Source organism: Paenibacillus rubinfantis, assembly GCF_001486505.1.
GTDB lineage: Bacteria > Bacillota > Bacilli > Paenibacillales > Paenibacillaceae > Fontibacillus > Fontibacillus rubinfantis.
The window spans coordinates 196,005-214,963 of sequence record NZ_LN909063.1; the positions used below are offsets into that span (position 1 = coordinate 196,005).

General features: G+C 54.6%; 19 protein-coding genes. 7 read left to right on the plus strand and 12 right to left on the minus strand.

The annotated features are described in order from the left end of the window. Positions 1–40: 40 nt before the first annotated feature. The 9 genes from BN3277_RS06005 to BN3277_RS26215 form a co-directional block, all read right to left on the minus strand. A complete protein-coding gene (locus BN3277_RS06005) occupies positions 41–337 on the minus strand; it encodes a spore coat protein (RefSeq protein ID WP_059041376.1) in 297 nt (98 codons plus the stop codon). Next, a complete protein-coding gene (locus BN3277_RS06010) occupies positions 334–552 on the minus strand; it encodes a hypothetical protein (RefSeq protein ID WP_059041377.1) in 219 nt (72 codons plus the stop codon). Before BN3277_RS06010 ends, BN3277_RS06005 begins: the two co-directional genes overlap by 4 nt. 33 nt (positions 553–585) lie before the next feature. Then, positions 586–1,722 (minus strand): zinc-dependent alcohol dehydrogenase, encoded by a 1,137-nt coding sequence (locus BN3277_RS06015; protein ID WP_059041378.1) that lies wholly within the window; start codon positions 1,720–1,722, stop codon positions 586–588. Continuing rightward, entirely contained in the window at positions 1,719–2,105 is a 387-nt protein-coding gene (locus BN3277_RS06020) for a spore coat protein (RefSeq protein ID WP_059041379.1), read from the minus strand. The genes BN3277_RS06015 and BN3277_RS06020 overlap by 4 nt, the downstream gene beginning before the upstream one ends. Before the next feature lie 15 nt (positions 2,106–2,120). Beyond that, positions 2,121–2,366 (minus strand): hypothetical protein, encoded by a 246-nt coding sequence (locus BN3277_RS06025; RefSeq protein WP_059041380.1) that lies wholly within the window; start codon positions 2,364–2,366, stop codon positions 2,121–2,123. A 129-nt stretch (positions 2,367–2,495) separates the two neighbouring features. Further along, positions 2,496–6,494: a carbohydrate-binding protein gene (locus tag BN3277_RS06030; protein ID WP_059041381.1), complete on the minus strand. Its 3,999-nt coding sequence runs from the start codon at positions 6,492–6,494 to the stop codon at positions 2,496–2,498. Between the two features lie 310 nt (positions 6,495–6,804). After that, positions 6,805–7,932: a carboxynorspermidine decarboxylase gene (gene nspC, locus BN3277_RS06035; protein WP_059041382.1), complete on the minus strand. Its 1,128-nt coding sequence runs from the start codon at positions 7,930–7,932 to the stop codon at positions 6,805–6,807. A 1-nt stretch (position 7,933) separates the two neighbouring features. Continuing rightward, positions 7,934–9,187: a saccharopine dehydrogenase family protein gene (locus tag BN3277_RS06040; RefSeq protein WP_059041383.1), complete on the minus strand. Its 1,254-nt coding sequence runs from the start codon at positions 9,185–9,187 to the stop codon at positions 7,934–7,936. Positions 9,188–9,987: 800 nt separating this feature from the next. Beyond that, the gene (locus BN3277_RS26215) at positions 9,988–10,122 is read right to left on the minus strand and encodes a hypothetical protein (RefSeq protein WP_262362866.1); all 135 of its coding nucleotides are present in this window, start codon (positions 10,120–10,122) and stop codon (positions 9,988–9,990) included. A 783-nt stretch (positions 10,123–10,905) separates the two neighbouring features. Between BN3277_RS26215 and BN3277_RS06045 the strand changes: the two genes are divergently transcribed. Next, positions 10,906–11,145: a heavy-metal-associated domain-containing protein gene (locus tag BN3277_RS06045; protein WP_059041384.1), complete on the plus strand. Its 240-nt coding sequence runs from the start codon at positions 10,906–10,908 to the stop codon at positions 11,143–11,145. Further along, positions 11,129–13,018 carry a heavy metal translocating P-type ATPase gene (locus tag BN3277_RS06050; protein WP_059041385.1) on the plus strand — a complete coding sequence of 630 codons (1,890 nt, stop codon included), beginning with the start codon at positions 11,129–11,131 and terminating at the stop codon, positions 13,016–13,018. The genes BN3277_RS06045 and BN3277_RS06050 overlap by 17 nt, the downstream gene beginning before the upstream one ends. An 8-nt stretch (positions 13,019–13,026) precedes the next feature. Here the strand turns inward: BN3277_RS06050 and BN3277_RS06055 are convergent, their stop codons facing one another. Further along, positions 13,027–13,671 (minus strand): peroxiredoxin-like family protein, encoded by a 645-nt coding sequence (locus BN3277_RS06055; RefSeq protein ID WP_059041386.1) that lies wholly within the window; start codon positions 13,669–13,671, stop codon positions 13,027–13,029. Positions 13,672–13,937: 266 nt separating this feature from the next. Continuing rightward, positions 13,938–14,549 carry a TetR/AcrR family transcriptional regulator gene (locus BN3277_RS06060; protein ID WP_059041387.1) on the minus strand — a complete coding sequence of 204 codons (612 nt, stop codon included), beginning with the start codon at positions 14,547–14,549 and terminating at the stop codon, positions 13,938–13,940. 122 nt (positions 14,550–14,671) lie between these two features. Between BN3277_RS06060 and BN3277_RS06065 the strand changes: the two genes are divergently transcribed. Beyond that, positions 14,672–14,992, plus strand: coding sequence for a histidine phosphatase family protein (locus tag BN3277_RS06065; RefSeq protein WP_059041388.1), 321 nt, complete (start codon positions 14,672–14,674; stop codon positions 14,990–14,992). 492 nt (positions 14,993–15,484) lie between these two features. On the opposite strand, the gene BN3277_RS25710 is transcribed toward BN3277_RS06065, so the two are convergent. Next, positions 15,485–15,661: a hypothetical protein gene (locus tag BN3277_RS25710; RefSeq protein ID WP_187380038.1), complete on the minus strand. Its 177-nt coding sequence runs from the start codon at positions 15,659–15,661 to the stop codon at positions 15,485–15,487. Between the two features lie 158 nt (positions 15,662–15,819). Between BN3277_RS25710 and BN3277_RS25955 the strand changes: the two genes are divergently transcribed. The 4 genes from BN3277_RS25955 to BN3277_RS06085 all read left to right on the plus strand — a co-directional run bounded on the left by BN3277_RS25955 (position 15,820) and on the right by BN3277_RS06085 (position 18,887). Beyond that, the gene (locus BN3277_RS25955) at positions 15,820–16,374 is read left to right on the plus strand and encodes a PadR family transcriptional regulator (protein WP_059041389.1); all 555 of its coding nucleotides are present in this window, start codon (positions 15,820–15,822) and stop codon (positions 16,372–16,374) included. Between the two features lie 3 nt (positions 16,375–16,377). Then, positions 16,378–16,740, plus strand: coding sequence for a DUF4180 domain-containing protein (locus BN3277_RS25960; RefSeq protein WP_059041390.1), 363 nt, complete (start codon positions 16,378–16,380; stop codon positions 16,738–16,740). Positions 16,741–16,836: 96 nt separating this feature from the next. Beyond that, positions 16,837–17,784: an SMI1/KNR4 family protein gene (locus BN3277_RS06080; protein WP_059041391.1), complete on the plus strand. Its 948-nt coding sequence runs from the start codon at positions 16,837–16,839 to the stop codon at positions 17,782–17,784. Between the two features lie 374 nt (positions 17,785–18,158). Then, positions 18,159–18,887, plus strand: a complete 729-nt coding sequence (locus BN3277_RS06085; RefSeq protein ID WP_059041392.1) for a GntR family transcriptional regulator — start codon at positions 18,159–18,161, stop codon at positions 18,885–18,887. Positions 18,888–18,959: the final 72 nt, after the last annotated feature.

Below are 18,959 nucleotides of genomic sequence, written 5' to 3' on the forward strand. Positions count from 1 at the left end.
TCTCTCTCCTGGCCGACCTTTTTATGATTATCCCATTGCATCAGGAAGGGATGTTTAGCGCAATATCGATGTTTTGCAGGTCCCGTCCGATTTGATCCTCCACGTCGTAGGGTTTATAGAAGCCGCGCTTCATCATGTAACCCATGATCATTTCATGGGCGTCGATGGCCTCCTCCAGCTGCTTGGTTAGGACGTTGCGAACCTCGGGCGTAGCGCATTCCGTGACAGCCATGGCGTAGTTGCGGACGGAGGTTTTGGCGTTCAGTAAATAATCCATCGCCACGACCTCGTCCGTTAATTTGTCCAGTCCCATCAAATATTCCAGCACAGGATTCATTGCTCGACTCCTCCCCTCGGATCAATGGACAGCAGCCCGCTCAGCTCGTGCAATTGCTGCGTGGATATTTGAACATCATGCTGCAAGATTTGCTTCAGCTCGGGATCCGAGACCAAGAGCTGCATCGTTTTCGCTTTGGTTAAAGCGATGGTTTTGGAGGCGGCCAGTTCATGGACCTCCAAGGTTTCGTGCAAAGCCTGGTTCGCTCTATTCATGGTGGTTGTCCTCCTGCTCGGGTGTCGTAAGGATTACGGTTTCAAAATCACCTTGATACATCCATCGGTCTTGGTATCAAAAACTTCGTAGCCGCGTTGGGCTTCGTCCAGCGGAATCACATGGGTGATGATGTCGCCGGGATCGACCTTACCGGAAGAAATCAGCTCGTACATGTACGGCATATAATGGATGACCGGGGCTTGGCCGGACCGGATGTTCACGTTCCGCTGCATCAAGTCGCCGAGCGGAAACCCGTTATATCGTCCGCCGTACACGCCGGTAATTTGAATCGTGCCGCCTTTGCGGACCGCTTGGGAGGCGATTACGATGGCGCTCATGGCTCCCCCCTGCAGCTTCAGGCCACTGGCCAGAAACTCCAGGTTGGTCATTTTTCCGTCCATGCCCACCGCATCGATGACGACGTCCGCGCCGCCTTTCGTGATTTCCTTAAGATAGGATCCGACATGATCGTATTGCTCGAAATTGACGGTTTCCACCTGGTTCGTCCGCTTGGCATGCTGCAGCCGATAATCCACGTAATCCACGGCGATCACCCGCTTGGCCCCCTTGAACCAGGCGAACTTCTGCGCAAGCAGTCCAATCGGGCCGCAGCCCAATACGATCACGGTGTCCCCTTCCTTTACCCCCGCATTATCCACACTCCAATAAGCCGTCGGCATCGCGTCGGAGATGAGGGCTAGCTTCTCGTCCGGCTGTTCGCAGCTTTCCGGAATTTTATAGTGGGTAAAGTTGGCGTACGGCACGCGCAGATACTCGGCCTGCCCGCCGGGATATCCGCCCGTATTGCCGGAGTAACCGAAGTATGCGCCCATATCGCCGTTTTCGTTTGCGTTGTCGCATTGGCTTTCCAAGTGGTTTTTGCAGTAAAAACATTCCCCGCAAGCGATCGTAAACGGGATAATGACCCGGTCTCCCTTCTTCAGATGGGTTACCTCAGGGCCCACTTCCTCGACAATCCCCATCGGTTCATGGCCGATGATATAGTCCTCCTGCAAGTTGGGGATCATTCCGTGGATTAAGTGAAGGTCCGAGCCGCAAATCGCCGTGCTGGTGATTTTGATGATCATGTCATCGGGCTTCTGGATCTTTGGAGCGGGGACCTCTTTGACAGTCACGTTTTTGATTCCCTGATAGGTTACGGCCTTCATGCTTGGCTCTCCTCCCTCTGCTCGTCCGGCGTCCGATCAAACATGCCGATCCGCCGCGTGTCCGCAGGGAACAACTCCATTTGTCCAATCATCATCGTGTTCTTGGCCGACAGTTGATCCAGCTGATATTGCTCGGACAAGTCGTAGGGATGGAACCATTTCTTGCGTATCATCAGTTCCGTAATCTCCTGGTGCATGGCGATCCCCTGTCTTAACAAGTTCCGCAGTAAAATTCGGGCTTCCGGCGAGGCGGTCTCCGTCAGGGCGATCGCAATATTGCGCACGCCTTCCTTGGCCCGAATCAGGAAGTCCGTGGCGAAGGTCATGTCCGCGATTTCCGGCATATTCAGCGCATTAATCGGGTCTTGATAGTCATGATTCATATATCGGTACTCCTTCTACTGGATAATCGGCTTGGGCCGGCTTTCGGGAACGGGGGCCTGAAAAGGAACCTGGCCATACAAGGCCTGGAGATCCTGCAGGGCTTGCAGCGTTTGCTCCACGTCCTTTTGCATCAAATCCTTTAGGTCTTGATCGAACACGAGGCCTTGCATCAATTTGGACTTCGCCAGGCAGAGCGTCTTGAAATTGAGGATTTCATGAAGGTCTATGGATTCATGGGGCGCTAAAACTTGCTTGTTCATGCGGCTCGGACAACCTCCTGTTTTTAAGGCATAGCTTACCCTTGAGCTGGAGAGTTATGCCGATTTTGGGTGTGAAAAAAAGACGGCACCGGTCAAAGACCGGTACCGTCTTGATTCTGTGGATCGGGATCACCAGTTATTTCCCGCTCCCCGGATCACGTGGAAGTTCGGTGATTGGTTCTCGCCATAGATGGCCGTAATGCCCGGGTTATTCACCTTGACATTGGTGAAGCTTGCTTCGCCAACGGCAGGCCCCTGGCCGTCTTCGGCTCGAACCACCAGTTTAATCCCGTATCGAGTTGGGTTGTTGATCGTAATGTTCTCCAGCCGCACGTTCTGCATCGGCAGATTCTCCGGCGATTTGGATTGGAACATCAAGCCGAAATACACCGGGTTATTGATGTCGACGTTCTTCACCAGGATATTCTTGAAGTCCCGGTCTCCGCCGTAGAACCAGATCGCGCCAAAGTTCTGGTAATCGTTGATCTTGTCGTCGGCCCCCACACTGGTCCAGAAGTCTCCGCCGGTGCGGTCGAGCGTAACGCCGTCGATAACGGTATCCTGGTCGCCGAAGCCCAGCGTATTGTAGCCAAAGCTTAAGCTGCTGATGGTCACGCCGGGATACGTGAGCGTATCAGCGCCATACAAGTTCTGGAACAGGTTGTTCTGGCCGCCGTAGACAGCGAAAGCGGCGGCGCGGCGGACGTTGACGGCGGTGAGGTTGGTGTATTTATTACCTACATTATAAGAGCCGCCGGCGTCGATCGCGCTAAACAACGCAAATGAGTCGTCGCCTGTCCCGCGGGCATAGTTATTGTCGATCACGTTGTAAGAAGAGCCGTTGGTCATGTTGATGCCGTCTGCAAACATGTTTTTGATGCGGTTGTTTTTAAACGTATTGTGCGAGGAGTTTACCCCCCAATACAGGCAAACGAAATGTTCAGCCCAAACGTTCTCGATGGTGACATTCTGCATGCCGTTTCCGTCGATAAACTTGCCGGGGCCGTCTTGCCGGTAGATGTAGTTCCCCCAGGCGGACAAGTCCTTGATGGTGGAGCCGTTTGCGGCAGAGCTGATGTTAAAGCCAACGTCGGTGTTGGTTTGGTCTTGCGGAGCGACCAGCTTGGTGTGCCAAGGACCCGCCCCAATAATTTCGGTAGCCCGACCGTACAGGAAAATTTTCGAGGAGATCGTCCACTCCCCTGCCGGAATGAAAATCCCTTTCTTGGACGAATCCTGACGGAATTCGTTCAGCGCTTGTTCAATCGATTTGGTGCTCGACACTTGAACGTATTTACTTGGATCCGGGTTGGTTGCCGGCGGTGCCACATTTTCCGTCTCGATCATGTCCACATAAATCCACGGAACATCTCCGGCGTCCTTCTGGATTCGGATTTTGGTTCCAGCCGGATATACTTGATCGAGCAAGAGCTGGGAATCTTCGTATAACCAGTAAGCCTTGGAGCCTGAGTTGTCATAACCAAGCCGCCCGAGCGTAGAAGGCGTTGCATACAGGTAAGAGAATTTAGAGGTCACGGTGAAATTCCCTTTATCCACGCCGTTGGCGTAAATGCTGACCGTGCCTGTCGTATTCTCCGCGACGGCATTGCGCAACACAAACGCATTGGCCGGCGAGGTTAACGTAAACTCCACGTACTCTCCTGTGGCGTCCAGATAAACGGCGGAACGCCCGGAAGCTTCACCGGCAAAATCGCCCGGCGTAAAGTTTGGCGCCAGCTTCGTTCCGTTGGTGTTGTTGGAGGAAGCTTCGGCCTCCAGAACGGTGAACGGCATGTTCGCACCCCGTCCGGAATATAAGCTGGCAGTCGCGGTGTTGTTGTTCCGTTTTACGGCCACTTCGTTCGCATCTGCGGCTACCGTTGTCGTCACCGTATAGCTGCCGTTTACTGCGGTCCAAGTTCCCATCGTCACATTGGTCGACGCTCCCGGAGCGAGAGAACCGGTATAAGAACCGCTTAAGGTTTGTACGGTCGCCCCTGAGCCGTTCTTCAGTTCCAACGTAATGGCGTGTGCGCCGCCGGCGGAAGCGATCGTCCCTTGATTTTTCAGATTCACGGTAAAAGTAACGGTGTTACCTGCGCTTGGATTGGAAGGCGTCCAAACCGCCGTTGCAATCAGATCCGAGCTTTGTACCTGGCCGATCGTCAATTGCGAGGTGTGGGTGTAGCTGTTGTTCCCCTCATTGGTTTCAAAAACTGCGTTGTTCTCATCCACCTTGGCGACAACCGCGTACGACCCGGCTTCCTTCGCGCCGATATTCGCGGAGACGTTTGCCGTAGCGCCAGGAGCAAGCGCGCCAACGGGAGCCGTACCCACCAGCGTGCTGCCTAAGTAGAAGTTCACATTCGTAGCCCCAGATGCAACGGTACCTGCGTTACGGACGGTGGCATTTAGTGTAACGGCTTGCGTTTCGTCCGGAGAAGCCGGGGACCAAGAGAGGTTGGTTACAGTCAGATCGGGATTGGGTGCGGGCGTACCAAAGATCTGGAACTCGGCCACTTGCCCGCCCGGTGCACCGGTATTGGCCGTAAACCGCAGTTGAACCTGACTCACCGTGGCGCTCACAGGAATCGTGACGGTGTTTTGTGATGCGGGATTAAACGTATAGGAGGCCGCCGAAACCAAGTTGGTGAAGCTAGTTGCCTCTTGGTTGTGTCCCAGCACTTGAATGGTTTGCGTGCGCGTTGCCCAGTCGCTGGCAGGGTTCAGCTTGAGGACAATCGACGTCAGGTTCGCATTGGCACCCAGGTCCACGGTAAGTGTGCTTGGATGGCCGTTGCCCTCCCAATAGGTAGAGATATCGTTATCATTGGCATTTGCGGCAACAAAGGTGAATGTTGAGGAGGACGCGGTGATCGTCTTGCCGATGGCAAGATTGGATCCTTCTTCTCCTCCTGTGGATCCGGTCCGCGTTACGGTATTGCTTGGTGCGGATGCATTGCCGGCTGCATCTTTAGCCACAACGTAGTAGGATACCGTAACCCCGTCAGGCTGCGAGTCCGTATAAGTTAATGCCGATCCGTTGACGCTGGCGCGAAGCTGTCCATTGGCATAAATGTCGTATCCGGTGACGCCTACGTTATCGGTGGCGGCGCTCCAGGTCAGTTTGATCGAGCCGGAGGTTGGCTGCGTAAACGCCAGGTCGGCCGGAGCGGTTGGCGACTGAGTATCCGCGCCGCTGGTTCCAGCCGTAAACGCAATCCAGTTGATATTGAAGTCATAGCCGCTGGCGTAGACTCTAAGGGTTTGCGTTCCAGCGCTGAGCGTCACGTTGGCCGTGACGGTCTGCCAATTTTGCCACCCTCCGGTGTTCGGAACCGTCGTCGTAGCCAGCGTCGTTCCGCCGGATTGCAGCTGGATCGCACCTGTGCTGACATTGCTCGCTACACGGTACTCGACGGTGTAGGTGCCTGCGCTAACGACGTTGACGTTATAATCCAGCCAATCGCCGACATGGATCCAGCCGACATTCAGACCGCCGCCCGTATCCGAGGTGGGCTCCGTCTGGATGCCGTTCATCGCGGTGAAATTTTCGGCCTCGATCTTGCCCGGAATCACGGAAGGTGCGGCCGGAGAAGCGCCGTATACCTCCACTTCGGAGAGCTGACCAGCCGGCCAGACGGTATTGGCCGTAATCTGGATGCGCACGTACCGGACGCTGGCGGTAGTAAAGTTGATCGTCACCTGATTGGCGGCGGCAGGATCAAACGTATAGCTGGCAGAGGCCTTCAGATCCGTAAAGCTGGATCCGTTGGTGCTTCCCTGCACGGACAAGGTCTGTGACCGGCTCTCCCAACCGGCCGGCAGCTTCAGGACGACTTGATCAATCTGCGTCGCGCTGCCGAGATCGACCTGAACCCATTCGGGAAACGCGTTGTTCGTACTTTCCCAATACGTATCGGCATTGCCGTCGGTGACGTTGGAGGCGGTATAAACATCGGCATGACCGGACTCTGACGCGGTCTTGCCCGCAGCCAGATTCGATCCCCCTGCCGCTTGAACCGGTGGGGTCCACCCTGCCGAGGTGAAGAAGGTTGCGGCGAACAGGGTGACGACACAGATCCAGGCGATAATGCGTCTTTGGCTTTGGCTTTTCACGAAATTCATTCTCCTTTCAGAATAAAGATTTCTCGATTCTTACATCTGGCAGAGTAGGTCGTGGTGAGCCCCGCAGAGTTTCCTTGACGAAATCTGTACAGGTTACCAATGTAAGCGATATCATAAAAAGGCGCATTCCCCCCATTCGCCAGGATAGGTATAGGTACCGCAAATCCATCATAAATCAGGATTGTTTTCCAAATAAAGGTGTATTTCTATGAGGATAGTGTGCAGGACTATGGTTTTGGACAAAAAAAGGACCACCCGTCAGTCGTCAATCTCCTGACCGGGCAGTCTCCATTTCAGCGATCGAGGCGTCTTACGCCAACCGCATCTTAAAATCTTCATACCCAAACTCATGCAGAATTTCGCAATCGCCGTCCTTACGCTGCAGCACGAGAGCTGGTAAAGGCATCCCGTTGAAGGTGGTGTTCTTCACCATCGAATAGATCGCCATGTCGCCGAACACCAGACGGTCGCCGGGCTTCAGCGGTTCGTCGAACGAGTAGTCGCCGATATTGTCCCCGGACAGGCAGGTTGGTCCGCCCAGCCTGTAGGTATACGGCTTCTCGCCGGCTTCGCCCGAACCAAACAGCGGCGGACGGTATGGCATCTCGAGCACGTCCGGCATATGGCAGGAAGCCGAGGCATCCACGATGGCGATGTCCATGCCGTTCTTCATTGTATCCAGCACGGTGGTGATCAGGTAACCGGCGTTCAGCGCGACGGCTTCGCCCGGCTCCAGATACACCTCCAGACCGTATTTGTCCTGCATCCGACGAATGCAAGCTTCAAGCAGCGGGATATCGTAGTCCTCGCGCGTGATATGATGGCCGCCGCCGAAATTAATCCATTCCATTTGCGGCAGCCACGTTCCGAACTTCTCCTCGATCGCATCCAGCGTTGTCGCCAAATCGTCCGAGTTCTGCTGGCACAAGGTATGAAAATGAAGGCCGGATACGCCATCCAGCAGCTCCGGACGGAAATGCTCGATCGTCACGCCAAACCGCGAGCCCACCGCGCATGGGTTATAGATGTCATGCCCTACTTGCGTAGAGCATTCCGGGTTGATGCGCAAACCGATTTTTTTGCCGGCCGCCAGCACCCGATCGCGATATTTCTCCACTTGGGAGAACGAGTTGAAGATCACATGGTCGCAGAGCTCGATGATTTCGTCCATCTGATCGTCGCGGTAAGCCGGGGCAAAAACGTGATTCTCCTTGCCCATCGCCTCGTGACCGAGCCGGGCTTCGAACAGGCCGCTGGATGCCGTACCGCTCAGATACTGTCCGATCAGCGGATAGGTGGTGTACATTGAAAATGCTTTTTGCGCCAAAATAATCTTCGCGCCCGTCCGCTCCATGATGCCGCCCAGGATCTTCAGGTTTTGTTCCAAAAGTTTCTCATCGACCACATAACAAGGTGTTGGCAGTTCCTCGAAGCGCATATTATCTAACGTACTCCGTTTCTTTGCGCTCTGCGGAGGTCTCCTCTTCCGGGAACGCGTCTACCAGCTCTGGATTGAAGCTTTCTTGCCATGGCAGACCCCATTTGTTCAGCGCATCCATGAATGGATCCGGATCGAACTCTTCGATGTTGTAAACGCCTGGTTTGTTCCAAGTACCGTTCATCAGCATCATCGCGCCGATCATCGCCGGTACGCCGGTCGTGTAAGCAACAGCTTGGGAGCCGACTTCTTTATAGCATTCTTCGTGGTCGCACACGTTATATACATAGTACAGCTTATCTTTGCCGTCTTTTTTCCCTTTGAAAATACAACCAATGTTCGTTTTGCCCTTCGTACGCGGTCCAAGCGAAGATGGATCCGGCAGTACGGCTTTCAGGAACTGCAGCGGTACGATTTGCTTACCTTCGAATTCGATCGGCTCGATCGAGGTCATGCCGACATTTTCGAGGCATTTCAGGTGCGTCAGGTAGCTTTGGCCAAACGTCATGAAGAAGCGGATCCGTTTGATACCCGGAATATTGAGGGCAAGGGACTCGATTTCCTCATGGTGCAGCAGGTACATATCTTTCTCCCCGATTTCCGGGAAGTTATAGACGCGTTTGATCTCCATCGGCTCGGTTTCAATCCATTCGCCGTTCTCCCAGTAGCTGCCCTTCGCGGACACTTCGCGGATGTTAATCTCCGGGTTGAAGTTCGTCGCAAACGGATAGCCGTGGTCGCCCGCGTTGCAGTCGAGAATGTCGATGTACTCGATTTCGTCGAAGTGATGTTTCAGCGCATACGCGGAAAATACCCCGGTTACGCCTGGGTCAAAGCCGCTGCCCAGCAGCGCGGTAATGCCGGCTTGCTCAAAGCGCTCACGGTATTCCCATTGCCATTTGTATTCGAATTTCGCGGTATCTTCCGGCTCATAGTTGGCGGTATCCATATAGTTCGTCTTGGTTGCCAGGCAGGCATCCATGATCGTCAGATCTTGATACGGCAGAGCCAGGTTCATCACCACGTCCGGTTTTACTTCGTTGATCAGTGCGATCAGCTCGTCGACGTTGTTGGCATCCACTTGAGCTGTCGTGATTTTCGTTTTGCCGCCGTCCAGTTTCGCTTTCAGCGCGTCGCATTTCGACTTGGTGCGGCTCGCGATGCAAATTTCTTCAAATACCTCGCTGTTTTGAACGCATTTGTGGATGGCTACAGCAGCGACGCCGCCGCAGCCGATGATCAGTGCTTTTCCCATTTTTCCATCTCCTAACCTTCTTTGAATTTTTGCATAGCGGGCGTGAAACGTAAAAAAAGCAAGTGAACATACGCATACCTGCGCATCATCACTTGCTTCTGATATAGTCAATATTAAGAAAAGCTCCATAACGACGGACGAACGCCCGTCTGTATCGCCGTACGAAATCCTCGCACGAACGCACGTAGTGGAAGTCTTAATATTCAATATATCATGCTTTGATCAGAGTCTATTTAGCAAATAATTCGCCTTTACCACTCTTATTGACCGTTTCACAAGTTGATGTGCATATGCACTGGTTGTAAAGTAACCAACTTATAAAATTTGAGCTTTTAACTCAATCAATAAGGCAACTAAGTTGCCAATCGGCATTTGACCCGGCTGTCCGTATGGCCTTAACTTCCCTTGGGAAGTGGTCAAAAATTATCTGCTTGGAAAGACTCGCGATATATTGAATACAACCTTTCCAAAAATCATGCTCCTTTATATTAGCAGGAAGTGTTTCGGACGGCAATAGCTAATTTAAAATAAATTTTTTCCGGTAGGGGAGGGGCACTGGGCGCGGATTGATTAGGCTAACGCCTGCCGCCGAGGAATAAATTCGGGTTGTCCGGGGTGGCCGGGCTGGGCTGTGTTAGGGTCTCCGGTTGGTGAGTGGCAGGGTTGTTGCGGTTACGTGGTTGCTGGTTGCATGGTCGCTAGGTCGCATCGTTACTAGGGGCTTGGTTGCTTGGTCGCTTGATAGGTCAGTCCCCCGGTTGCTCGGCCATTTGGCCGGTCGCCGGTTGATGGTGACTTGGTTACTTGATCGCCCGGCTGGTTGCATAGTTGCTGGTTGGTTGTTCGATTGCCCGGATGCTGGTTCTTGGTTGCTCGATCGCTTGGTCGGTCACCGGGTTGCTGGTTTTTGGTTGCTCAATCGCTTGGTCGGTCACCTGGTGCTGGTTCTTAGTTGCTCGATCGCTTGGTCGGCCACCTGGTGCTGGTTCTTAGTTGCTCGATCGTTTGGTCGGCCACCTGGTGCTGGTTACTTAGTCGCCCGATCGTTTGGTCGGCCACCTGGTGCTGGTTACTTAGTCGCCCGGTCGCTTGATGTTTACGCTAACGCTTACCACGAGTCTTATTTGGCGAAAAACAGGGGGGTTGGCGTTCTAACGCTTGTCAGCGTGCTTATGTACGGAAAAAACACTGCGAAACACGGGAATTTGACCAAATAAGGTGTTTGGCAAGCGTTACATTTGGAAACACCCTGTTTTGGGGCAAATAGCGTTTGTCACAAGCGTTAGACTTACCGAGAGGTGGCACCACGCTCAATAGGTCGCAAAGAAGTGGAATCCGGCGATCAATCTGTCGGAAGAAGTAGCATCAGCGATGAATCTGTAGCAAGAGCGGACATCGCAATCCATCCACCGCAAGAGCGGGTATCACATTTAATCTGTCGCAAGAGTAGGCATCAGCGTTCAATCTGTCGCAAGAGGCGGAATCTTGGGTGTGCGAGGCGGTATCGCGAAAATATCTGTTGCGAGTGGCGGCAGCCCGATTACGTCGTCACGGTCGCGAGTGGCGGCAGCCCGATCAATCCGCCGCTCCACCACAGCTGACCGGCTGGCGTAGGATCTTCTGATCTTTTGGTCATCCTTAAATTGACGCGAATCAAGGAAAGCCCCTGGAACCCGAGTTACGATGGAGCCATCGATAACCGAAAGGGGATATGTCCAATGATCACCGTCAAATGGAACGTAGAAGAGTTAACCTGCCCAAGCTGCATCAAGAAAATCGAAAGTGCACTGTCGAAACAGCCGGGGGTACAGGAAGTTAAAGTGTTGTTCCACTCCAGCCAGGTCAAGGTCCGGTTTGATGAAAGCCTGGTGCAGGAGGAGCTGTTACAAAGTATGTTGGCCAAGCTCGGGTATCCGGTGTTGGCGGGAGGAGGGCGCGGCAATGGCCAAACCTCGTAAAACGGCGGCACTGTTGGTGTCGGGGTTGCTGCTGGCCCTGGCGGGGTTGTTCCACCTCCTGGGATGGGAGGTGGCCCAGAGCGCCGCACTGCTGCTGGCCTCGGCTCTATCCGGTTGGGCGATCGCGGTGAGAGCTTTTCGATCGCTCCTCCTGCGGGTCTTCAGTATCGAGCTGTTGGTGACAATCGCCATGATCGGTGCGGTCATCCTCGGCGAATACGTTGAGGCGGCTGCGGTGGCTTTCTTATTCCAGCTCGGGGCATATCTTGAGGCGATCACGCTGGGCAAGACGCGCTCCGCCTTGAAAGCCCTGATCGACCTGGCCCCAGCAGAAGCCATCGTCCTGCGGGACGGCGCCCAGGTCAAGGTGCTCGCATCCGAAGTGGTGCGCGGGGACCGGGTGCTTCTGCCGTCCGGCAGCAAGATCGCGGTCGACGGCCAGGTTGCTTCCGGCCAAGCCCTCGTGAACGAGGCGGCGATTACCGGCGAACCGGTACCTGTTGCGAAGCAGGTCCACGACCGCGTGTTTAGCGGAACAACCGTGGATACAGGCTACCTTGAAGTTATTGCCGAGCAGGTTGGGGAGGACACCACTTTTGCCAAAATCATCGAGCTGGTGGAAGAAGCCCAGGAGTCTAAGGCGAAGACGCAAAGGTTTTTGGACAAATTTGCTTCTTACTATACGCCGGGCATGCTGCTGTTGGCGGTTCTGGTGTTCCTCATCTCTCGGAATCCCGAGCTCGCGCTAACGTTTCTGGTGATCGCTTGCCCTGGGGCCCTGGTGATTTCCGCACCGGTGTCGATGGTCGCCGGATTGGGAAACGGCGCGGCTAACGGCTTGCTGATCAAGGGCGGGGAGGTGCTGGAGAACCTCGCTAAGGCAGAGGTGGTTGTGTTCGACAAGACCGGGACCTTAACAGAAGGGAGACCAGCCGTCGTTGCGATTCACACCTATGGCGGCGTGCAGGAACGCGAGCTGTTGGCGTTGGCGGCTTCAGTGGAGGCGGCGTCGGAACATCCGCTTGGACAGGCGATTGTTAACGCAGCGAGGGATCGGGATGATATGGAGCCGGCGGATCGGCCAGAGAAGGTGGAGGTGTACAAAGGTAGCGGAATCCGCGGAACAGTTCGCGGGCAGGTGGTTCGGGTCGGGAAGCGGGAGTGGTTGGAGCAGCAAGGCGTTGCCATCAGCGAGGAGGTGTGGGTCGAGGCAGAACGTCAAGAGAAGCGAGGGTATACGGTTGTGTTCGCGGCTGCTGACGGGATGCTGATCGGCGTCATGGCTATCGCAGACCCGGTTCGTGCTGAGGCGCAGGAGGCAATTCAAGGGCTCAAGCAGCAAGGGGTGAAGCGGGTAGTGATGCTGACTGGCGACAACCGGTATGCTGCCCAGCAGGTTGCGGACCGTCTCGGGGTTGATCAGGTACATGCCGGGTTGCTTCCGGCAGATAAGGTGGCGTTTATCCAGGAGTGGCAGCGGCAGGGCTACCGAGTGGCGATGCTCGGCGACGGCATCAACGACGCGCCGGCCATTGCGGCCGCGAACATCGGGCTGGCGATGGGAGGAGCGGGGACAGACATCGCGATTGAGACCGCAGATGCAGTCATTATGGCCGACCGGCTGGATAAACTCGTATATACCCGCCAGCTGGCGAAGCGCACGGTCCGCAATATGAAGCAAAACGTCTCGTTTGCCGTAGCGGTCGTGGTTCTGTTGCTGGCGGGCGTATTAACGAGGCATATTTATTTAGCCTCGGGGATGTTTATTCATGAATTCAGCGTGATTTTGGTGATTTTGAATGCCCTTCGCCTGTCGCGGCACGGGAGGGGTTCCAGTATCAACCGGGGCGTGCGTCGGATCGCGGGATCCTAAGATGATGATTACAGCTGTCTCAACCGCTCCAGGATGTCCTCCGGATCAGGGCGTTTCATAAAGTCCGGCTCGATGTGGGCAGAGCGGATGATGCCCGACTCGTCGATCATAAACGTGGACGGAATCGGCAGAATCCAGCGATTGGTGGCATTGTACTCAGCCAAATCCAGGTTGAACTTGTTCAGAAAAATATCCTGAATGTAATCCGGCAAATCGTACAAAATGTTATACGCTGCGGCAGTTAACCCATTCGTATCACTGAGTACCTGAAATTGAAGTTCTTCCTTCTCTTGTTGGGTTAACGTGTTGTCCGGACTTTGCGGGCTGACGGCGATCAGACGGGCGCCGATTGCTTCGATTTGCGGCAGTAACTTCTGGTATGTACGCAGTTGCATATTGCAGAACGGGCACCAGCCGCCCCGATAGAAAGTCAGCACGACCGGACCTTGGGACAGTTCGTCGTAAAGATTCACGGGTTGCCCCAACGAGTTGTTTAAGGTAAAATCCTTTGCTTTCTGGCCCTCTTGTAAGCCGAATGCATTTCCTGCTTGTTGCTGTTCAAGGATCAAACGGTTCAATTCGTTATACACATCAGCCGGGGTATTTGCAATCATCTCTTGTTTCATTTGTTCCAAAGTTTGCGTGAATGTCATTTTCATACACCTCTTATAGTTGGATACGGCGGCCCGTTTGCTGTCCGGTACAGTTTACGTACCTTGATGATGGTCCTTCCGCTCATTTTTTTGGAGTGTCCACTCCACTTTCTAGGTTGACCTCATTTTATTTAAAATTTTCTGGATTGTCAACTCCATTTTTAGGTTGAATGCAAAAACCCCGCAACCAGGCACTTTTCGCCGGTTGCGGGGATATTCAAACGGATGATTTCCTCCTTCCATATGGCTGAGTTGATGGGGGAACTTTAGACGAGATGGGAGCGAATATGCTCCAGCATCGCGTCAAGCACAGCCTCCAATGCGCAGATATCCTTGCGGACCTGCGTCATGAGCAGGCCGCCTTGCACCGCGGTCAACAACGCCAGTGCCAGTCGGTCCGGATCGGCATCGTCTCGCATTTCTCCACGCTGCCGCATCGCATGCAGCCCTTGGCTGATCGCTTGCTCCCACTGGAGGAAGCCCGCGGCTAGCGCCATCCGGGCCGCCGGTTCCATATCCGCCAGCTCACTGGCCAGCGAACCGATTGGGCAGCCGCCTTGATAATCACGGTCAACTTGCGACTGGATTACGGCATCACGCCAGGTTTGCAGAGCCTCCATGTTGTCCAGATGGCTGAGCAGGGGCTCTTGCGCGCCCAGGACTTGCTCGGTCTGGAACAGGATGACCGCCTGCACCAGCTCCCGCTTCTCCTTAAAGTAGTGATAGAGCTGTGAGGAGCTAACCTTGGCCTTCTTTTGCACATCCTCCACGCTCGTCCCGGCGACTCCGCGTTCGAACATCAGTTCAGCGGCGGCCGCGACGATGCGGCTGCGCGTTTCTTTTCCCTTTTTCGTAAGCTTCGGTTCTGAATTTGTCATAGTTATGGTCGGTTTCATAGCCTTAGTATAGCAAAAATGGAGTCCTTCATCCAGAAATGAATGACCTCATTCCGGTGCAAACTAGGGGAGAGAGTGACTTGTTCGCGAAGGAGGTCAACCCTATGAAACCTAGGATGAAAATGAAGCATCGACTTTGCCTCATCGGCGTGTTGGTATTGGTGCTTGGACTTTCGTCGTTTGCGCTTTACGCTGAATCAGGGAGTGCTGCGGCTTCTCTGCCGGACAGTCGCCCGACTTTGCTGCCGGCCTCGCTGCGGGACAAACTCCGCCAGGGCGGCTACGTAATCTATGTCCGGCATGGCGAAGCTAATGTCGGGCAGGACCGGCCGGGCATGCGGCCGGAGGATTGCACGGCGCAGCGCAATTTGTCCGCCGTCGGCCGAGGCCAGGCGCGGCGGTTCGGCTCCCCTGGCTCTTTTTAACCACTTTGTTTGTATAAAAAGCAGATCCTCGGGGTTTTCGTATCGGGGTTTTTGGTGCAAATGCCCGGTTGGGAAAGGACACGGCTGAACCTCGTGGCCCGCGTCCCGCTGGACGCTTGGGCCGACCTGCCGGCCCGGTAGGCCGCGCCAGCAAAAGCTCCAGGCTGCCGCCTCATTGGCAACCTGGAGCTTTTTTTTGTTGTTCGCAAACGAGCCGTCGTTTCAGCTAACGGACCGTAGAGCCCTTATTGTCCAATTTCCCGGCCATTTCCCGGTTTAACGGACTGGAGAGCCCTTATTTTGCGGATAAAGGCAAGAAATCGGTCAAACGCACCTCAATAAGGGCTGTGGAGTCCGTTAGAATTAGAAATCCAACTTTTGCCCCCCAATAACGGCTCTCGGGTCCCTTAGCGATGGGGAGAACGGTTGACTCTCTTGGCCTGGGCCTCACCACACCAGCTCAACCAGCCTTCCATAGCAATGGCGAGAACGCTAACTCTCTTGGTTGTCACGGTTCACTTGCCCCAGCCCCAGCAGCACCCGCAGCACCTCCAGCACCCGCAGCACCGCAGCGCCCCCAGCACCCCCAGCACCCCCAGCGCCCGCAGTACCCCCAGCACCTCCAGCACCTCCAGCCCTCCGAGCATCACCAGCTCCCAGTACCACCAACCCCCCTTAGCTCCCCCAATCCTCCCTCAGCGCCACCAATCCTGCGTACTTCCTCACCTCCCCCAGTTACTTCTCTCCCATCCCTCTATCCAAACTATTGTGTTTTCGTTAACCTATGTTATTATTAACATATGTTAACGAAAACGGGAGTGAGTCGGATGTCGATCAACTATGCAATATTAGGGATGCTGAGTGCCCGGTCTTTGACCGGTTACGACTTGAAGAAGATCATTCAGGATTCGCCGTTTATGCCTTGGTCGGGCAACAACAATCAAATTTACAAGGCGTTGGTTGAGCTGCTGGAGAAGGGCTGGGTGACAAACGAGGTTCATCATCAAGACAGCGCCCCATCGAAGAAAATTTATACGATCACGGATGCCGGGCGGGAAGAACTGAAGGCGTGGGTGCTGTCCCCGCCGGAGCTGCCGGAATTCAAAAGCACCTTCCTGGTGCGCCTCGCCTGGGCGGATTTGCTGGATCCCAGCGAGCTGAGTGCTCTGCTTACCGGGTATGAGCATGAGATTGAGCTGCAGATCGCCGCGGAGAAGGAGAAGCTGCGCCGAGGTGAGTTTTCTCCGCGTCGCACGCCCCGGGAGACTTACCTTTGGGATCAAATCCATGGCCGGATTCTGATGCAATACCGGAGCGAGCTGGAATGGATCCGCCAACTTCGCGAAGATTTGGGGATCGATCCGATGAAGGAAGGAGACTAACCTATGAACTATCAACTCGTGGAAAAAAACAGCCAAACCATCATCGTCGTCACGTCCGCCGAACCGCCGATCGCCACCGGTAAGGAGGCCAATAGCTTCAATGAAGCGTGCATGGAGCACAATGCCCTTCGGCTCATCGTTTATGCCGAGGCATTGTCCGAGGACTTTTTCAATCTGCGAACCGGATTGGCCGGAGAAATTCTGCAAAAATTCGTGAACTTCTCGCTCCAGGTTGCCATTGTGACCACCAACGGGAGCTTGATTCAAGGGCGGATGAAGGAACTGCTCGTCGAGTCCAATCGGGGTAATATGTTCCGGGTGTTCGCCAGCCAAGCCGAGGCGGAGATTTGGTTAGCGGGAAGCTAAGGGGGTTAACACACGCCCCCGATAAGCCTCGCTGGTGATGCGTGTCCCGGGGGTGGTATAATTTGCTTATGGACAAAGCGCTTGGGAGGCCAATCGATGAGAGAAGAGCTATTGGAACAGCTGCAAACGTGGCATGAAGAAGATGAATACGAACAGATCGTGCAAGCCGTCATGGACGTGCCGGCGGAGGAAAGAGACTATGAGCTCGTCAGCCATTTGGGGCGGGCACTCAACAATTTGGAGCGGTATGACGAGGCGGTTGAGCAGTTTCTGAGCATTGCTGAGGAAGGACAGGACGACCCGCTATGGCATTACCGGATCGGCCTGGCGTATTACTACTTGGAGCGGTACGACGAGGCGCGGACTGCGTTTGAGAACGCTGATCGGCTAGAGCCGGGGGACGAGGATACGCTGGAGTTCCTGAGTTGGATCGCGGAAAAAACCGCCGAGGGCGAGAGCGAGGCTGCCGAGTCTGCGGGCTCAGAAGCGGCACCGGAGGCGTCCGCACCTGAAGCGGCGAAAGCGGGGCAGTCCCCGGCGGCCTCGGTCGCCTTCGAAGGCGACTTCGATGCGGCGGGCTTCTGGGAGGACGGCAACCCTGCGGCGGAGAAGTACATCTCCGCACCGCCAACGGAGGCGCTGATCGAGTCCGTAGAGGAGTCGTTGGTGTTCCGGTTACCGGCTTTTTACGTGAACCTGATGAAAGTACATAATGGCGGAATCCCGCGCTACCGGTATTTCCGCAGCGAATCCGGCGAGACCCTCGAAATCCTGGGTCTCATGGGCATCGGGCGCGACAAGGCGCATTCGCTGTGCGGGGCCGCCGGGAGCCGCGCGACGATCGAGCGGGAGGGGTATCCCGAATTTGGCGTGATCCTTTGCGACACCCCGTCTGACCAAGGGGTGGTCATGCTCGATTACCGCGAATCCGCCAACGACGGCGAGCCTGAGGTGGTTTACGTCGAGAAGGCGAGCAAGAAGGTAACCCGTCTGGCGCCAAACTTCGAGGCGTTTGTCCGCGGGTTAACGGGCGGGGCGCAGTAAGGTTAGCCGCCAAGCTCAAGCTCAGGAGGGGTTGGATCGCACGTGCGACAACAAGCCCGGATTCAAGTAAAGCCGTCAGGATCGCTCGATCCCGGCGGCTTTTTTCGAATGAACTCGATTTTTCGCATAGAATTCGCCGTAAACGACTGGAATTTCACATTTTATACGATTTTTCATATAGATTCCCGGGTTTCGGCCCCTTTAGGGCCAAATCTATATGAAATTTCATGCTTAATGCCCCCCAATTAGCGAAACTGGCGAAATGAATTCGAAATTTCATTTACATCTCTCAACTCACCTCCCCAAGACCGGGATTAGGGAGTTCCTCGTTCCGCCAAAAAAGGGTAGAATGAGAGAAGAAAGAGAGGTAGCCCATGGCACAATTGGTCTATAAGCAAATCATCGACGACCTGAAGAAGAAGATCTTCTCCGGTCAGTTTGCCAATATGAGATTACCGGATGAACGCAGCCTGAGCGAAACGTACCAGGTGAGCCGAAGTTCGGTGAAGCGCGCGCTGACGAAAATGGAGCATGACGGGATTATTTTTAAGAAGCGCGGTTCCGGCACGTTCATTAATCCCTTATACATAAAAAACGAGTCCATCTTCAACTACGAAGGCTCCAATCTCGGGGTCACGGACAACTTCCAGATGCATGGGAAGAAGCCAAAGGTGAAGGTGCTGAGCTTCGAGGTGATTCCGCCGACGGAGGAGCTGCAGCGCGATTTGTTCCTGGAGCCGCATGACTTCGTGTACAAAATCGTCCGGCTTCGCCTCTTCGACGAGGAGCCGTTTATGATCGAAACGGGGTACATCCCGATCAAAATCGTGCAGGACCTGAACCAGACGATCATCGAAGGTTCGATTTTCAACTACTTGGAGGACTCGCGGAACCTGGCTGTGACCAAATCGTTCCTGTCGATCTTCGCTGAACCGTCCAATCCGCAGGACCAGGAGCTGCTGCATTTGGCGCCGCACGAGCCGGTGAGCATTATGGAGGGGATCTTTTTCCTCGATAATGGCACGCCGTTTGAGTTCTCCCATATGCGTCTGCACTACAAATATTCGAAATTTAATACGTTTGTTTCGGTACAGGAGCGGTAAGTCCGAAGCAAAAATTTGACTCTGCCCATTTAATCCTGACAACGATGTTGTCAGGATTATTTTTTTAGGATA

What these genes read in the sequence shown, in the direction of transcription:
- BN3277_RS06005 (WP_059041376.1), bottom strand. Translation starts at nt 337, where the DNA reads ATGAATCCTGTGCTGGAATATTTGATGGGACTGGACAAATTAACGGAC.
- BN3277_RS06010 (WP_059041377.1), bottom strand. Translation starts at nt 552, where the DNA reads ATGAATAGAGCGAACCAGGCTTTGCACGAAACCTTGGAGGTCCATGAA.
- BN3277_RS06015 (WP_059041378.1), bottom strand. Translation starts at nt 1,722, where the DNA reads ATGAAGGCCGTAACCTATCAGGGAATCAAAAACGTGACTGTCAAAGAG.
- BN3277_RS06020 (WP_059041379.1), bottom strand. Translation starts at nt 2,105, where the DNA reads ATGAATCATGACTATCAAGACCCGATTAATGCGCTGAATATGCCGGAA.
- BN3277_RS06025 (WP_059041380.1), bottom strand. Translation starts at nt 2,366, where the DNA reads ATGAACAAGCAAGTTTTAGCGCCCCATGAATCCATAGACCTTCATGAA.
- BN3277_RS06030 (WP_059041381.1), bottom strand. Translation starts at nt 6,494, where the DNA reads ATGAATTTCGTGAAAAGCCAAAGCCAAAGACGCATTATCGCCTGGATC.
- nspC (WP_059041382.1), bottom strand. Translation starts at nt 7,932, where the DNA reads ATGCGCTTCGAGGAACTGCCAACACCTTGTTATGTGGTCGATGAGAAA.
- BN3277_RS06040 (WP_059041383.1), bottom strand. Translation starts at nt 9,187, where the DNA reads ATGGGAAAAGCACTGATCATCGGCTGCGGCGGCGTCGCTGCTGTAGCC.
- BN3277_RS06045 (WP_059041384.1), top strand. Translation starts at nt 10,906, where the DNA reads ATGATCACCGTCAAATGGAACGTAGAAGAGTTAACCTGCCCAAGCTGC.
- BN3277_RS06050 (WP_059041385.1), top strand. Translation starts at nt 11,129, where the DNA reads ATGGCCAAACCTCGTAAAACGGCGGCACTGTTGGTGTCGGGGTTGCTG.
- BN3277_RS06055 (WP_059041386.1), bottom strand. Translation starts at nt 13,671, where the DNA reads ATGACATTCACGCAAACTTTGGAACAAATGAAACAAGAGATGATTGCA.
- BN3277_RS06060 (WP_059041387.1), bottom strand. Translation starts at nt 14,549, where the DNA reads ATGACAAATTCAGAACCGAAGCTTACGAAAAAGGGAAAAGAAACGCGC.
- BN3277_RS06065 (WP_059041388.1), top strand. Translation starts at nt 14,672, where the DNA reads ATGAAACCTAGGATGAAAATGAAGCATCGACTTTGCCTCATCGGCGTG.
- BN3277_RS25955 (WP_059041389.1), top strand. Translation starts at nt 15,820, where the DNA reads ATGTCGATCAACTATGCAATATTAGGGATGCTGAGTGCCCGGTCTTTG.
- BN3277_RS25960 (WP_059041390.1), top strand. Translation starts at nt 16,378, where the DNA reads ATGAACTATCAACTCGTGGAAAAAAACAGCCAAACCATCATCGTCGTC.
- BN3277_RS06080 (WP_059041391.1), top strand. Translation starts at nt 16,837, where the DNA reads ATGAGAGAAGAGCTATTGGAACAGCTGCAAACGTGGCATGAAGAAGAT.
- BN3277_RS06085 (WP_059041392.1), top strand. Translation starts at nt 18,159, where the DNA reads ATGGCACAATTGGTCTATAAGCAAATCATCGACGACCTGAAGAAGAAG.